Below are 15,512 nucleotides of genomic sequence, written 5' to 3'. Positions count from 1 at the left end.
TGCCCGTTGCCGTGCGGGAACCGTTGCTCCGCAGGGGATCCTGTGCCAGCCTCGAAGTGATCCCATCGCCGGAAGACGACGACGGGCGGCAGCGAAGGAGCACGGCATGGGACTGATCCATATCGACCTGTTCACCACGCTCGACGGCGTTGCGCAGGCGCCAGGCGGGCCTGACGAGGACCCGGACAGCGGCTTCGCGTTTGGCGGCTGGCAGGCGCCTCTCTGGGACGAGGTCGTCGACGAACAGGTCGGCTCCGGAATGGCGGAGATGGATGCGCTGCTGCTGGGGCGCCGGACCTACGACATTTTCGCCGCGTACTGGCCGCACGCGGACGGGGACATCGCGCGGCTGTTCAACCGCCTCCCGAAATACGTGGCCTCGCGCCAGGCGCCTGCCCTGGAGTGGGCCGGCTCCACACTGCTCGGCCCTGATGTCGCCGCCGCCGTGCGCGAACTGCGCGACCGGCACGCGAACACCCACGTCATCGGCAGTCTCGACTTCGTGCAGACCCTGTTCGCAGAGCGGCTCTTCGACCGGCTCACGCTCTGGGTGTATCCGATCCTCCTCGGCGGGGGGAAGAAGGTCTTCGCCGACGGGGTGGTTCCGACGAACCTCAGGCTCATCGAGCCGGTGGTCGCCTCGCCAAAGGGTGCGGTGATGCAGCGCTACGCCCTCGCCGAGGGCACGCCCGGCGTCGGCGACATGTCGGACGTCGATCAGGAGGCTTAGGAAAGGTCAGGAGGGGCAGGCGGGCCGCCGCTGCGGGCTACGGGTTCTCGGGTGAATTCTCCGGCCGGGCTGTGTCCACCACGCAGAACCTGTTGCCCTCCGGATCGGCAAGGATCACATAGTCGGCGTCCGCCGGCCGCTTGCTCCACTCCACCCGCGTGGCGCCCAGGGCCAGGAGCCGGTCCACTTCAGCGCCCTGGGTGTCCGTGTACAGATCCAGATGCAGGCGCGGCGGCACCTGGACGGCGGCCGGGACGCGGTCCAGGGAGATGCAGGTGCCCACACCGTCCGTCGGCGCCAGGATCACAAAGTCGCCGTCGGGTGCGTACCGCGGCTCGTAGCCCAGGGCGGTCTGCCAGAAACGCATCTGGCGTTCGAGGTTGTCCACCCGGATCACGATCGAGCCAATGCTCAGCATCCGGCCAAGCTACACCCGCCCGCAAAGCCCGGCAACTGATATGCCTGCCGCGGGGACACACTCCGATTCGCCCTGAGAGAAACCCAGCTAGCTCCCGGCGGCCGGACGTAGACTGACCGTCACATCGTTCTGTGCGAAACAGCCCGTGACGCGTGAAGTGGAGACCGGATGCTCTGGAAACTGCTTGTCGAATACCTGAGGCCGCAGCGGCGGCTGCTGCTCGCCGTCGTCGTCTTCCAACTGGCGGCGTCCATCGCCTCGCTGTACCTTCCCACCCTCAACGCGGACATCATCGACCAGGGCGTCGCGACAGGGAACACCGACTACATCCTGCGCATCGGCGGCATGATGCTCATGATCACCCTGCTGCAGGTCGCCTGCACCATCGCCGCCGTCTACTTCGGCGCGAAGGCCGCGATGGCGCTGGGCCGGGACGTCCGCGGGGCCATCTTCACGCGGGTGGCCGAATTCTCCGAGCAGGAAGTCACCCGTTTCGGCCCGCCCAGCCTGATCACCCGCTCCACCAACGATGTCCAGCAGGTCCAGCAACTGGTCCTGATGTCCGCCACGCTCATGGTCACGGCGCCCATGCTCTGCATCGGCGGCGTGATCATGGCCATCCGGCAGGACGTGCAGCTGTCCTGGCTGATCGCCGTGAGTGTGCCCGTACTCCTGATTGGGGTGGGGTCGATCATCATCCGGATGGTGCCGCTGTTCAAGCTCATGCAGGGCCGGATCGACACCGTCAACCGGGTGCTGCGCGAACAGCTCACCGGCATCCGCGTGGTGCGGGCCTTCGTCCGGGAGGATGTGGAGACCGCGCGCTTTGCCCGCGCCAACGAGGACGTCACGGACAGCGCGCTGCGCGCCGGCCGGCTCATGGCACTCGCGTTCCCCACCGTGATGCTGGTGCTCAACGTCTCCAGCACGGCCGTGATCTGGTTCGGCGCATTCCGGATCGAGGACGGCTCCATGCAGGTGGGCACCATGATCGCCTTCCTGAGCTACCTCATGCAGATCCTGATGTCCGTCATGATGGCCACGTTCATGGCGATCATGATCCCGCGCGCTTCCGTTTCCGCGGACCGGATCAGCGAGGTGCTCGGGACCGAGTCCAGCGTCCGGCCGCCACTGCATCCGGTCAGCTTTGCCGGCCGGAGCGGCCGGGGCGAGCTTCAGATGCGCGACGTCGGGTTCGCCTACCCGGGTGCCGAGCAGCCGGTGCTCTCGGACGTGAGCTTCACCGCCCGGGCGGGGCAGACGACGGCGATCATCGGGGCCACCGGTTCCGGCAAGACCACCCTGGTGAACCTGATGCCGCGGCTGTTCGATGCGACGTCCGGCTCGGTGCGGATCGACGGCGTGGACGTCCGGGAGCTCCACCCGGACCTGCTGTGGGGGCACATCGGACTGGTCCCGCAGAAGCCCTTCCTGTTTTCCGGCACGGTGCGCAGCAACCTGCTTTACGGCAAACCGGACGCCACCGAGGACGAGATCTGGCGGGCCCTGGCCATCGCGCAGGCGCAGGACTTCGTGGAGGAGCTGGAGGGCGGGCTGGACGCGCCGATCTCGCAGGGCGGCACCAACGTCTCCGGCGGCCAGCGGCAGCGGCTCGCCATCGCCCGGGCCCTGGTGAAACAGCCAGAGCTCTACATCTTTGACGACTCCTTCTCCTCGCTGGACACCGCCACGGACGCCAGGCTGCGGCAGGCGCTCAAGCGGCACACGGCCGGGGCCACGCTGGTGATCATCGCCCAGCGGGTCTCCAGCATCGTGGACGCGGACCAGATCCTGGTGCTGGACCGCGGCAGGATCGTCGCGCACGGCACGCACCCCGAGCTCCTGGAAACGTCCGAGACGTACCAGGAGATTGTGAACTCCCAGCTCGCGGCGGAGGAGGCAGCATGAGCCGCACCGACAAGGCGCCCACGCCGGCCCCCGCCGCTGCTCCGACGCAGGCGCCGCTGCGGATTCCCCGCCCCGCCGGCGGACCCGGCCGTGGCGGACCGTTTGCCGGGATGAACATCCCGGCAGAGAAAGCCATGAACTTCGGCCCGTCGGCCCGGCGGCTGCTGGGGGAGCTGCGGCCCGAACGGCTGTGGCTGGTGCTGGTACTGCTGCTCGCCGTCGTGAGCGTGACGTTCTCGGTGATCGGGCCCCGGCTGCTGGGCGAGGGCACCAACCTGATCTTCGCCGGCGTCGTGTCCAAGCAGCTGCCGCCCGGTGAGACCCAGGCCCAGGTGATCGCCCAGCTGCGTGCCGCGGGGCAGACCCAGCAGGCGGACATGCTCAGCGCCATGACGCTGACGCCCGGCACGGGGATCGACTTCACCGCCCTGGCCACCGTGCTGCTGTGGGCGGTTGCCCTGTACGTGCTGGCCTCGGTGTTCGGCTGGCTGCAGGCGTACATCCTCAACGGCGTCGTGCAGCGCACGGTGTTCCGGCTGCGCGAGCGGATCGAGGCGAAGATCAACGCGCTGCCGCTGCGCTACTTCGATTCCGTGCAGCGCGGCGAGGTGCTTAGCCGGGTGACCAACGACGTCGACAACGTTTCCCAGAGCCTGCAGCAGTCCATCAGCCAGGCCGTGACCTCGCTGCTGACCGTGGTGGGCGTGCTGGTGATGATGCTCCTGCTCTCGCCCACGCTGGCGCTGATTGCGCTGGTGACCATTCCGCTGACGCTGGTGACGACGGCGGTGATCGCCAAGCGCTCGCAGAAGCTGTTCGTGTCGCAGTGGAAGCACACCGGCGAGCTGAACGGGCAGATCGAGGAGACGTACACCGGGCACGCGCTGGTGAAGGTCTTCGGCCGGCAGCGCGAGGTGGAGGAGCGGTTCCGGCAGAAGAACGTGGAGCTGTACCAGGCGAGCTTCGGCGCGCAGTTCATTTCCGGCCTGATCATGCCGGCCATGACGTTCATCGGGAACCTGGTCTACGTGGGGATCGCCGTGGTGGGCGGCCTGCAGGTGGCCTCCGGGGCGATGCAGCTGGGCGATGTGCAGGCGTTCATCCAGTATTCCCGGCAGTTCACCCAGCCGCTGGCCCAGCTGGGCTCCATGGCGAACCTGCTGCAGTCCGGCGTGGCCTCGGCCGAGCGGGTGTTCGAGCTGCTGGATACCGAGGAACAGGGCCCTGATCCTTCTCCCTCTTCTTCGCCTGACGGGGGCCGGGGGCGGCTGGTGTTCGAGGACGTCTCCTTCTCCTACTCACCGGACAAGCCGCTGATCACTTCGCTTTCTCTGGTGGCGGAGCCGGGCCAGACCGTTGCCATTGTGGGGCACACCGGCGCGGGCAAGACCACCCTGGTGAACCTGATGATGCGCTTCTACGAGCTCGACGCCGGCCGCATCACGCTCGACGGCGTGGACGTCACCGCGATGACCCGCAACGAGCTGCGCTCGCGGATGGGCATGGTGCTGCAGGATACGTGGCTGTTCGGCGGGACGATTCGGGACAACATCGCTTATGGCCGGCCTTCTGCCACTGAGGACGAGATCCTGGAAGCCGCGCGCGCGACCTACGTGGACCGGTTTGTCCGGTCCCTGCCGGCGGGCTACGACACCGTCCTGGAGGACGAGGGCTCCAATGTCTCGGCTGGCGAGAAGCAGTTGCTCACGATAGCGAGGGCTTTCCTGGCCCGGCCGTCCGTGCTGATCCTGGATGAGGCGACGAGCTCGGTGGACACCCGCACCGAGGTCCTGGTGCAGAAGGCGATGAGCGCCTTGAGGAGCGACCGGACTTCGTTTGTCATTGCCCACCGTCTCTCCACCATCCGCGACGCCGACCTCATCCTGGTGATGGAATCCGGCCAGATCGTGGAACAGGGAAGCCATGCTCAGCTGCTGGCCGCGGGTGGGGCCTATGCGGCCCTGTATGAGGCGCAGTTCGCGGCTCCTGTGGCGGAGGTTTAACTGTCCTGCTGGCCTGCATGGCCGTCAGAGGGGACCCACGAGAGGGCGAGCCAAGGTGCGACAGGAGGCGGTGACGCCGGTCGCTGCGGGTCTTAGGCCTCAACCTGACACGAGACAAATAGCAGCCAGAACTTGCAGGTGCAACTTGTCCGGGTTTCGGACACGTTGGCCTTGTTGCGTCTACGACGTTTGGCTGCTGCCTCTTGCCGGTTAGATTTCCGGGGTAATTGCGGCTCGTACTTACCAGGGGAGAGTTTGGCCACGAATGCTGTGTCGGACACGTGATTCACGAGGTGACTCGGCGGTGCCCGCCTGAATCCGAGCCTTAGCTCTGGTTCAGACATGGTCTTGGACGTTTGCCGTGCGGATGAAGTTGACGAGTCTCTGCACTTCGGCTTTTAGGTCGTGGGGAAAACCATGGGCCGGCATCCATCGACTACTGACAGCCTCGGCAACGTCAGACTTCCTGAATGTGATAGGTGTGCCGCTGTGGAGACTATCTTGAAGTGGGTTTTCGTAGCGGTCGCCCTTCCAGCTCGGTGTGGCGTTCGGATACAGGTCTCGCAGGGCTTCCGTGAACAGGTCCACCGGGATGTAGTTTTCAACGGTGTAGCCAGCTGTAACCCAGGTGTGGCTGTGTTCGTCTGTTGCCAGCTGCTCGATAATCCTCAGCTTCGTGGCTCCCAACGTGTCTGTTTTCTTCTGCATGTCGGAATCGATGACAACGACCATGTTTCGATTGAGCCGTCTGAGCGAAATGAAGGCATCTGCATCGGCGTGAGGGTCGTCTGTTGAGAGGTGGCTTAGCAAGGACCCGCCGTAAAACATGATGACGTAGTGGACGCCTTCCAAAAGCTTTGGGTCGAGGAGTGAGATCCACTTTCGAATGTAGAGACGGTCTGATGGCCCTTCAACCCAAATGACGCAGTTGGATTGCACGATGTCCGAAGCGCGATAGCCGAGCCTTGCACTTAGGATGGACAACTCGTGGGGAGTGACCGCCGGAGCTACCTCGGTGCCCGAATCTTCTATCCAGACATGGGAAATGGAAGCAAGCTCGGTGTCCAGCATGTGTGCGGAGTGAGTGGCAATTAGGTATCGGTTGTTCGTGTTTTCTTTTAGGTAACGGATCAGCCGACGCTGAAGTATGGGGTGTAGATGTACTTCGGGCTCTTCAATGCATACCAAGTGTTCGTCGATGACTGTCGCGGCTGCCGCCAGGATGATGACCTCGTGGACACCTGTTCCCAAGTGCTCTAGGGGGAGCACTCGATTCTTGCTTCTGACAAGGATCTCATCGTGGGTGTATGGGATGTGTATTGTGGCGCTTTCGTCGTCGAGTACTTTGCGAACGAACTGGTTGATCTCCTGAAACTTTCGTAGCTTGTCCGGGTCTTGGTTCTCTGGGCTCTGCAGCTCGGCAAGTTTGATAATGAGGTTTTCGCCGCTGTGGGAGGAAGCGCCAGAGTCGCTTGACCGGACGTGCCGTAGACCGTCGATAGTCTCGACTCGGGGCAGGTATTGCGGGATGTCCATGTCCGCGAGAAGTCCTGAAATGGCATACTGACCGCCCCACCTTGAACTCATGGGTGAAAGGGCCGAGAGGCTGCTGAGTTCCATACGAACGGCGTAGCCATCTCTGTCCCTGTTCGAGTACTCCTTCTGAACCTCTTCGACAAGTGAAGGGTTCTCCACGACGAGTCCGCCGTTGTGGCCGATTTCGAAGTCGAACCAGGCTAGTTCTGAGTCTTGGCGACGGAATGTTGGTTGACGCAGGAGGTGAACCAAGGCTTCCGCATGTTGCTCGTTTGCTTGGTCGCTGAAGCTCAGTAGTTCCGACGCTGACTCCATATCGGGTCGAACGCCTAGGGCGAGTTTCGGTTTGTCAACAAATGCGCCGTTTAGGGGTTGGTCCAGGCTGCCAGCAGTCATCCAGCTTTTAAGCGTTCCAAGGCGGTCATCGTCGCTGAACATCGCATGGGCGAATCTAAGGATGTTTGACTTGCCACTGTTATTTGGGCCAGCAACGAGGTGAACCTTGTCGATGGGACCGATAAGCTGCGAGTTGGGGCTCCAGAAGCTGCGGTAGCCCGTGAAGCCGAAGCCGGCAATCACGTCAAGTCTATTCACGTGTCACTCGGTCTTCGCAGTGTTGGATTCCGGTGCGGTAGGTTTCGCCATGGTTTCAACCCTATCCATTGGCGGCGGCGTTTTGGCGGCACCCAGTGCCGCGTTCATCTTTGGAAGTGATGGGACACGCGTGCGGTGGCTGACTCGGTCGGTCAGCGGTCCAGGTAGGACCCGCTGTAGCCGATCCGACGTGGCGCGAGTTGGAAGAACTCAAGGATGCAGGTTCTCGGTGACCTCACCGCCGCTTTCGCCCGCCGGCAAGGCTGGAAATGCTCGACCCCGCCACCTTGAACATCGACATCAACCTCTGTAAGGACGTCTCGCTCAAGCCAGAGTTCATCGCGCGCATCAGGGCCCCCGACGTGCTCGAGTCCGTGACGGCCCTAGGCTAGATCGTCCTCCCACCTTTTTGGCCACTCCGGCCGAGCGCGGTCGATGGACATTCGCAGCTGCGTGCGTAGGAAGTCACTCGGGTCTGCATCGGCCGCAACGAAATGACCAAGAGCGGCAGTAAGGAGCGACCGGGCAGATTTTATGCTCATGAGGCAATCCAGCAACGGCGGATGGGCCTGTGGGCCCTCTGTGACGGCTCGAACTACAACTCCCGACATTGTGAATTCGGTTACACCAATCTTCCTAAGTACTTTGTTCAGCTCCCGTTTCGCTGCCTTGTCGTGGTCATCAACTTTCAAGAAGTATGGCTTGATGACTTCAGCTAGATTCGTCTTTGCGGAATGCGTCAACGCTTTTCGTGACCAGCTCTGAAGCTGGGCAGCCTCCTGATGTCCCTCGATGTAGTGAAGGAGGGATCCGCCTGTCTCTGGATCAAGGCTTTTGAGCTCTGCTGTCAGCTTACTCCGCGCGAAGGAACCAATTTTCCCTGCTTCTTTGCTCCAGTTGGCCAAGAGGAAGAGAATGGCAACCTTGCCTGGGCCGCCTTTTGCCAGCCCGTCGTTAATGCGTTCGGTCACGAGTTTCCATGATTCATCGTCATCTTCGGTGACTTCTTTGAGGACGCGATTCAGTTGATCGCTGTGCATACCCGCCGTTATGGATAGCAGGTGCAGAGCGATGTTGGTAAGCCTGCGGCGGTACTTGGGAGCGTTTGCGGCGATGTCGTCATCAAGGATATCCAGGGCTAGCAAAGGGCCTATGCAGCAGGCACGGGAGACTTGGGACTGGAGCCCGATGTCATCAACCAATGCGAGAAGGCCATCGCGAAGTGTTTGGTGTTCCTCGAATAGGCGTCCGGCGCCGAGGAGCCAACTGTGTCGCCAGTGTGTGGAATGAGCAGTGGCCTCGAACGGTTGGAGCGCGTACTGCTCGCCCTGGCTGAAGAAGAATGAAGCGGCCATGAATTCCTGCAGACTTCGGAGCTCGAAGCCAACGTGCCCGGCGACTCGGGGTACTAATAGCACGAGGCGGTCAAGGGCTGCTTCGGAGAGATCTTTCTTTATACGTGCTGTGTCTGCCTCGGAAAACTTCTCATCTTCACGCAACCGGTGCTCGATGACTGACTCGAACTGTTCGACAGTCAGCAGTGCGTCTGCGTGACCCACAGCTTCGGCTTTCTGTTGTAGAGCTAGGCCCACCCGCTGATGCACGAACTCCACGTTTCTCCGTTGCCCTCGAAGGAGCTTGGCAAGGTGTGAATGGCTTTTATTCATCTCGCGTTCGTAGATGGTCGAGAAGTACGAATTGAATAGTTCGTGCCGACTCTCAGGGAGACTGATTCTCTTTGCTAGCAGGAGACTCATGATCGTCACCTGCAAGGGGGTCACCATCAACTTCGAAGTGGCATCTCTGCGCAACGCTTCGGAGGCTTGCTCGTTGACACGAACCCGTAGTTCATCATCGTCTGCGTACTGAACCGCCGACAGCTGGCCGACGTAGCTTAGCGCTTCGCTAGGAGCGAGAGGTGCCAGAACGAGGTGTTTATACTCCTCTGGATTCATTTCACCGGCGTAACCTTGTGGTCGCGTCGTTGCCACAACAAACAGATCTGCGTCCACTTGCCTGGCATCTGTAAGGAAGTCGGCCACCTTCTCGAAGACACGTTCACGAGCTGCTCGTGTTGGAACCTCGTCTAAACCATCCAGGATCAGGATCCAAGGCCACTGGGCGAGCCACTTTTTTAGCTTGGCGGGTGTTACTTCGCCATCATCGGAGGACATTTCGGTCATTTTTGATGCCATGAAGCGAAGAACGCCTGTATTTTCTCCGCCAGCCACGGCATCACCGAATTCACTGAGTTTTATGGTGAAGGGCCATCTCCTGTTTGAGGGTTTGGGGATGCCTAGCTCAGCGAAGATGTGATGGCTCAGAGATCTCCTGATGTTTCGTTCAGCAGGATCGAGCTTGGAGTCCGGGTAGTCTTCCAGGAAAGCTAGCCTGTAGGTCTGACTCAAAAGCTGGCTGAGTGTGGACTTCCCCTGGCCAGGGCCACCAAGTATCAAAACGTTTGACAAGTCTGGCCGTGTGTCGGCAGGGCGCAACATATTGTCACCAAGAGCGACGATCTGGTTGAGCGCGCCGTTAGCGCGGCGTTCAGCCGGTGTCTCCCCAATTAGGCGTCGCTCCGTATCCAGTACAGGGAGGTCAATTGCGACCTGTGAGAGCGGCAGTCTCGTGGTCGGGTCCCCTCCTGATTCGCCGAGACGAACCCACTGATCATGCCGGAGGCTCTTGATCGTGTGTGTCTTGTACAGGGATTCCAAGCTGCCATCCGGCAGACCGAGAAGCTCTTGCATCTGGGCTATCAGGTCGCCAGCGCTGAGGAATCCCTTGTACCTATTTCGAACCCCTTCGTGGAGGTCGAGAAGGGCGCAAATCTTGTCACCATCCCAGATGTCCCAGCCCTTCACTCCCAGTTCAGTGAGCTCCGTCTTGAGGAAGTCGTTGATCGTGTCAACGCCACCCGACTTGGGAACAGCTGACAGAAATACGTTAGTCGTGAAAAGCAGGTACTCCGGCAGTCGTCCATCGATCCGACGTCTCTTAGTTTTGTCTTTCCACTCTTTGATCTCCTTCTGCAGCTCACCCTGCAACCAGATCGCGTTGTTGCCTACATCGCTGGGACGTTGGCGGAATTTGGCCTGGATGACCACATAGCCATCCCAATGCCCCGAAGGCGGCGACGGCTCTGGGTAAGACGTGAGACCTTCAAACGTCGCTTCACGCCCCCCGTCCTTGCCCTCTCCGAAAGGGCGCACAGCGGCACCGAATGCGGCAATGGTGAGGGCACGGGTGACATGCTCAAACTCCCGCGTACCGAGGCGTTCAAGGTGATAGTCGCTCATGGATTGCCCTGCTGACTCGATCCGGTCACCATAAACACCTCAGTCAAGGCTCGGAATCTTCTTCCCGTGGTTTCAATTCCGCCGTACAAAGCATCTCCATCTCAGGGTCCAGTTTTCACTACTTTAGGGCCGCTTGGGCGAGCTCCGCCCTGTTACTCGAACGACGCGCACAGAATTCGGGCCAGCGAGCCAGAGCTCAGGGGTTTATCTCGGCTGTCAACGGAAGGGGACCTGGCTGGGAATCACTGCTATGGACGGACGTCCCGCAGCCCGGAGTAGTTCACGTACTCCCGAAGCAGCCTCATCAGGATAGGGCGTTGGGCCTACGGCAATCCCAACAATTGGAAGGTCCTGGACCGGCTCTGGTTCGTTGGACGAATTATTCTTCGAATCAGCCGGCAGGCAAAGCTCGACGTATGGGACGATGCCGTATCTGCTGGCCCGATGCTTCACATAGACGAGATCCGTGTGAAGACCCGCCCAGCACACGACTCTCATCTCCCGCTCATCCTCAAAACCCGGGTGTTTGAAGGTCTGGAGCTCGTTATAAATGTCGGACATGACATCGAGTTCGTGTCTGTCGGCCCATTCTCCGTTCGAGCGAGCGACGGAAGCGCTCTCTAGTTCTCTCAGCCTTCCCCAAGCGATCTCGATCTGACTCTCCGGGTTGTAGACGGCGTCCCGCCATGGGAAGGAACCAAGATCGCGAAGGGCGTTCTCAAATACCTCTTGCTTGGAGTCCTGCTCAAGGAAGCCCAACTTGTCAACCATCTCTTCCGTCATAACTCTCTGCCGGCGCATCGACATGGCCTTCGTGGCATCGAGTCCGACGGCGAAACCGACTTCGGGCCCAGTGTAATTGCGCCACATGGTCAGGTTGTTTGGATCTTTGCAGCCGCAGGCGACAAACGTCTTGTAGGGATCCTGGGATGTCGCATAACGCAGCATGGACTCGAGGTCTGCGAGAACGCCGGTATCCAGGTAACCCTTATGCCGCTCGAGAAGGTTCCTGAGCAGTTCCGCCCCCGTGCGCATCTCGTGACGGTCGTTCAAAAACGCCGCCGAGCTGGCCCAGAGAACGTTCTCTCGAATAACTCCGGCCAGACCAGCCGCATTTGTGTAGTGCCAGATGATCCCATCCGGCCAGCTCTTAGGTGAGAGCAAATCGGGCGACTCGGATGGATTAGGCTGAAGGGGAAGCGGGCTCATCCGCCAAGACTATTGCCAGAACTGTCTAGATAGTGCCGGGGCAAGGCCAATTGTGCGGTGAACACGACCTGACGATCGAGGGGACTGATGGTCGCCGCGCCCAGGTCAAGCATCAGGTGGACCTGCGCGAGCTCGACGTCGACACGTTCACGGCGCGATTCGGATACGGAAGGCCGGCGGCAACTCAGTAACTCACGCTGGACAGGCCGCGGCGCAAGGTACTGCCTGGGAAGCATTAGCCGCTCTCACCCAGCACATATGGCCACCCTGCAGGAAGCATACAGTGCCCTGCTGCACGCATCGCACCTCAGACCTCACCGGGCGACGCAGCAGGGAACGGCAAGTAAGACTTAGTCCATTTCGCGGTCCATACGCTCCTCCAGAAATGAGCCCACGCATTCTGCATTGTCAACAAACAGCAGCGGCCGCGGAGGAAGGCAAGGCTCCGGAGAGCAAACCCCCGGGGCCTTGGTGTTTTCAGCTAACAGCGTGCCTACGGAGGGCTCCCCCTTCCCCCCAGCGGATACATTCCCGGCGGTTACCGGCGGGAGGGCGGGTGGGGTCCTCGCCCCGAGTGCTGGCGCTCCTGTTCGGGATCTCGAGCCGAATAGGTTGTGGTCATACGACTTAGGAGACCGGCACCCGCAACACCCCAACAGCAGCCACCAAATACGGCACCGGATCCGGATCCGTCCCACCGGCCCACTGCATCCACGCCTCAAACGTCGCGCCGATCAGCGCCGCGCACAGATACCCCGCGACGTCCTCGCTGACCCCGGCTGACACCAGGTACGCCCGGGTCCGCTCGCGCTGCGGCGCCAGGGACTCGTAGCTCCGGCTGGCCAGTTCGGGGTGTTCGGCGATCAGCCGCAGCCGGCCGCGCGTGACTGCGAGGTCCGGCAGGACAGCAACCCCGGCGACCGCCGCGTCCCGCAGCCCGGCCAGAATGTCGCCGTCGGCCCCGCCGGCAGCGCGCGCTGAATCAAGCAAGAGACCCGAGGCTTCGATCACTGGCTCCATGCCGCCCCAGACGAGGTCGGCCTTGCTGGCGAAGTAGCGGTACAGGCTCTTGCGCCCGATCCCTGCCTCGCGCGCGATGTCCTCCATGGAGGTCTGCTCATAGCCGCGCTCGGCGAACAGCCGCAGCGCGATGGCGGCCACGGCGTCGGGATCAATCGTCACCGGACGCCCGGTGGAGCGCGGAACGGCGGTCGTCAAAGCATCCGAAGGCATCCCACCAGTATTCACCCTTCCATAATGACACAGAGTGTCATAACGTGGACGGCATCACCGTCAGCAACGTCTGGAAGGACATCATGGGCAACGAAGCTACATGGCAGGAAGCCACCACCACCGGCCGATTCGCCGGCAAGACCGTCATTGTCACCGGCGCCGCCTCGGGCATCGGCCAGGCCACAGCCCTGCGGATCGCCAAGGAAGGCGGCCGCGTCATCGCCGCCGACATCAGCAAGGAACGCCTTGACGATCTCGTGGCCGAGAACGCCGGACTGGACCTGGTCCCCGTGGCCGGCGACATTTCCACCGAGGAGACCGTAGCCGCCGTCGTCGCAGCCGCCGGCGGACGGGTCGATGCCCTGGCGAACGTCGCCGGCATCATGGACAACTTCGCCCCCATCCACGAGGTGGACGACGACCTCTGGGACCGCGTCTTTCGGATCAACGTCACCGCCCTCATGCGCCTCACCCGCGCCGTGGTGCCGCTGATGCTCGAGACCGGCACCGGCTCCGTGGTCAACGTCGCCTCCGAGGCCGGCCTCCGCGGGTCCGCCGCCGGCGCCGCCTACACCGCGTCCAAGCACGCCGTCGTCGGCCTGACCAAGAACTCGGCCGTGATCTACGGGCCCAAGGGCCTGCGCTTCAACGCCGTGGCCCCCGGCCCCACCATCACCAACATCGTGGCCAATTGGGGTTCCCAGCTCGCGGCCGAACGCCTGGGCCCGCTGATGCAGGCCACCGTCCCCACGCCCGCCACCGCGGCGCAGCTCGCCGCCTCCATCACCTTCCTGCTCAGCGACGACGGCACCAACATCAACGGCGCCATCCTCGCCTCCGACGGCGGCTGGTCCGCACTCTAAAGCACCTCGCTCAAACGCAAGCGGACGACGGCGGGAAGTCCCGCCGTCGTCCGCTTTTGTGGACCAATTTCTCTTCGGTGATGATCCAAAACCCGGCTGCGCGGCGAATTGGCATGGTCTTCATCGGAGCCATCGGGCTCTCCCTGGCCACTCAGATTGCACCCAAGGCATTCACGGCACAGATGGTCGCCCTCATCGCGATCGTGGCCGGCCTGGCGCTCTTCACTGCGCGCAGGCCCATTCACCGCGGCTTGTACGTTGATCTGGAAGACTGAGCACGAAGGAGTCAGGCATGACCACACCACGCATCGCCGTCATCGGCACCGGAACCATCGGCTCGCAGACTCTATGGCAGCTCTCCAAGCTCGACTGCGAAGCCACCGGCTACGAACTTTTCAGCCCCGGCCACTCCCGCGGCGCAGCCGGCGGGGAATCGCGGCTCTTTCGTCACATCGAGATCGAGGACCTGCAATACCAGCCCATCCTAGGAAGGGCCGATGAGCTCTGGAAGGACCTCGAAGCGGCCACGGGCCAGAGGCTTCGAGACATCTCCGGGGCGCTGACCTTCAGCGCGGAAAATGCCCCGGCCACCCGCATCGCCCTGCAGTCTGCAGTGCTTCTGGGCGACCGGGTTGAGGTCATGACCGCGGCCGAGGCCAAATCACGGTTCCCGATGTACGAGACCGACCCGGACGAGATCGTGATCCTCGACAAAGGTGCTGGAACGATCTTCCCCGAGAAGACAATCCGCACCGCCGCGGCTGCGGCTAAAGCAAACGGTGCCACCATCCGCACCGAGGCTCGGGTGACAGGCATTGTCCAGGACGGCGACGAGGTCGCGGTCACCGCAGGTGGACGCACGGAGCGCTACGACCGTGTCATCGTTGCCGCCGGCGCCTGGACCGCGACGCTGTTGCCCGACATGGCGCCGTACCTGGCCACCCGGCGCGTGCTCTCGACTTGGTTCCTGCCCCGTACCGGCGAAAGCCTAAAGGGGATGCTGCCGTATATCCGCACCGAGCCGAAGTACTCGTACGGCCTGCCGACCGCCGACGGCCTGGCAATGAAGCTCGGCCTCGGGTTCGCCAACCACCTACCCGTCGACTCCCCGGACACCGCCCGTATGAACGTCACCGACGAGGACCTCCAGGCAGTGCGTAGCCTAGTGCGACGCTTCCTGCCGCACCTGGAGGACTACCCGATGCGCATGACCCCGTACTTCGAGGCATACACGCACAATCGCCACGAGTACGTCGCCCCACATCCGGGCATGCCCGGCGTGCTCGTCCTGGCTGGCTTCTCCGGAAAGGGCTTCAAGACCTCACCGGTAATCGGGGAGATCGCAGCCCGCGAGGTCCTGGGACTAGAACAGAAAATCGACGCCAAATTCCTACTGGACGGCCAACGAGTCAGAGTGCAGGATCTGTAGGAGACCCTTAAGCCCCGGGGTCTTTGCGATTCCTGCGAGACGGGAAGGCGGCCAGTGGGGACGGCACCGCCAACGTCGTCGCCACCTCGGGATCCTGGCTCGCGGCCGAACGCCTCGGCCCGCTGATGCAGGCCACCGTCCCAACGCCCGCCACCGCAGGGCAGCTCGCCGCCTCCACCACCTTCCTGCTCAGCGACGACGGCACCAACATCAACGGCGCCATCCTCGCCTCCGACGGCGGCTGGTCGGCGCTGTAGGGGAGCAGCACCCAACTCAAGCGGACGACGGCG

The 15,512-nt window shown here is 62.5% G+C and carries 12 protein-coding genes; 7 read left to right on the top strand and 5 right to left on the bottom strand.

Annotated features, from left to right (window positions below):
* The first annotated feature begins 106 nt into the window (after window positions 1–106).
* Window positions 107–730 carry a dihydrofolate reductase family protein gene (locus tag AC1DDO_RS20125; RefSeq protein WP_476868696.1) on the top strand — a complete coding sequence of 208 codons (624 nt, stop codon included), beginning with the start codon at window positions 107–109 and terminating at the stop codon, window positions 728–730.
* Window positions 731–767: 37 nt separating this feature from the next.
* On the opposite strand, the gene AC1DDO_RS20120 is transcribed toward AC1DDO_RS20125, so the two are convergent.
* Window positions 768–1,148 (bottom strand): VOC family protein, encoded by a 381-nt coding sequence (locus tag AC1DDO_RS20120; protein WP_476868695.1) that lies wholly within the window; start codon window positions 1,146–1,148, stop codon window positions 768–770.
* 168 nt (window positions 1,149–1,316) lie between these two features.
* Between AC1DDO_RS20120 and AC1DDO_RS20115 the strand changes: the two genes are divergently transcribed.
* Complete coding sequence (locus tag AC1DDO_RS20115; protein ID WP_476972595.1) at window positions 1,317–3,056, top strand: ABC transporter ATP-binding protein; 1,740 nt, start codon at window positions 1,317–1,319, stop codon at window positions 3,054–3,056.
* Complete coding sequence (locus AC1DDO_RS20110; protein ID WP_476868693.1) at window positions 3,053–5,059, top strand: ABC transporter ATP-binding protein; 2,007 nt, start codon at window positions 3,053–3,055, stop codon at window positions 5,057–5,059. The genes AC1DDO_RS20115 and AC1DDO_RS20110 overlap by 4 nt, the downstream gene beginning before the upstream one ends.
* 336 nt (window positions 5,060–5,395) lie before the next feature.
* Here the strand turns inward: AC1DDO_RS20110 and AC1DDO_RS20105 are convergent, their stop codons facing one another.
* From AC1DDO_RS20105 to AC1DDO_RS20090, 4 genes are all read right to left on the bottom strand, one after another.
* The gene (locus tag AC1DDO_RS20105; protein WP_476868692.1) at window positions 5,396–7,189 is read right to left on the bottom strand and encodes an AAA family ATPase; all 1,794 of its coding nucleotides are present in this window, start codon (window positions 7,187–7,189) and stop codon (window positions 5,396–5,398) included.
* A 383-nt stretch (window positions 7,190–7,572) separates the two neighbouring features.
* Window positions 7,573–10,488 (bottom strand): NACHT domain-containing protein, encoded by a 2,916-nt coding sequence (locus AC1DDO_RS20100; protein ID WP_476868690.1) that lies wholly within the window; start codon window positions 10,486–10,488, stop codon window positions 7,573–7,575.
* A gap of 216 nt (window positions 10,489–10,704) precedes the next feature.
* Window positions 10,705–11,697: a DUF2971 domain-containing protein gene (locus AC1DDO_RS20095; RefSeq protein ID WP_476868689.1), complete on the bottom strand. Its 993-nt coding sequence runs from the start codon at window positions 11,695–11,697 to the stop codon at window positions 10,705–10,707.
* A 627-nt stretch (window positions 11,698–12,324) separates the two neighbouring features.
* Window positions 12,325–12,930, bottom strand: a complete 606-nt coding sequence (locus AC1DDO_RS20090) for a TetR family transcriptional regulator (protein ID WP_476868688.1) — start codon at window positions 12,928–12,930, stop codon at window positions 12,325–12,327.
* Between the two features lie 83 nt (window positions 12,931–13,013).
* Here AC1DDO_RS20090 and AC1DDO_RS20085 point away from each other — a divergent pair, with 83 nt between their 5' ends.
* The 4 genes from AC1DDO_RS20085 to AC1DDO_RS20070 all read left to right on the top strand — a co-directional run bounded on the left by AC1DDO_RS20085 (window position 13,014) and on the right by AC1DDO_RS20070 (window position 15,479).
* Window positions 13,014–13,793 (top strand): SDR family NAD(P)-dependent oxidoreductase, encoded by a 780-nt coding sequence (locus AC1DDO_RS20085; RefSeq protein ID WP_476868712.1) that lies wholly within the window; start codon window positions 13,014–13,016, stop codon window positions 13,791–13,793.
* 80 nt (window positions 13,794–13,873) lie between these two features.
* The gene (locus AC1DDO_RS20080; RefSeq protein WP_476972594.1) at window positions 13,874–14,068 is read left to right on the top strand and encodes a hypothetical protein; all 195 of its coding nucleotides are present in this window, start codon (window positions 13,874–13,876) and stop codon (window positions 14,066–14,068) included.
* Window positions 14,069–14,085: 17 nt separating this feature from the next.
* Window positions 14,086–15,222, top strand: coding sequence for an FAD-dependent oxidoreductase (locus tag AC1DDO_RS20075; RefSeq protein ID WP_476868686.1), 1,137 nt, complete (start codon window positions 14,086–14,088; stop codon window positions 15,220–15,222).
* Window positions 15,223–15,245: 23 nt separating this feature from the next.
* The gene (locus AC1DDO_RS20070) at window positions 15,246–15,479 is read left to right on the top strand and encodes a hypothetical protein (protein WP_476868685.1); all 234 of its coding nucleotides are present in this window, start codon (window positions 15,246–15,248) and stop codon (window positions 15,477–15,479) included.
* Window positions 15,480–15,512 lie beyond the last annotated feature (33 nt).

This window comes from Arthrobacter sp. 10N43 (genome assembly GCF_056394525.1).
Note: the sequence above shows the minus strand (reverse complement) of the source record. Positions and strands in the feature narration are given on the sequence as shown.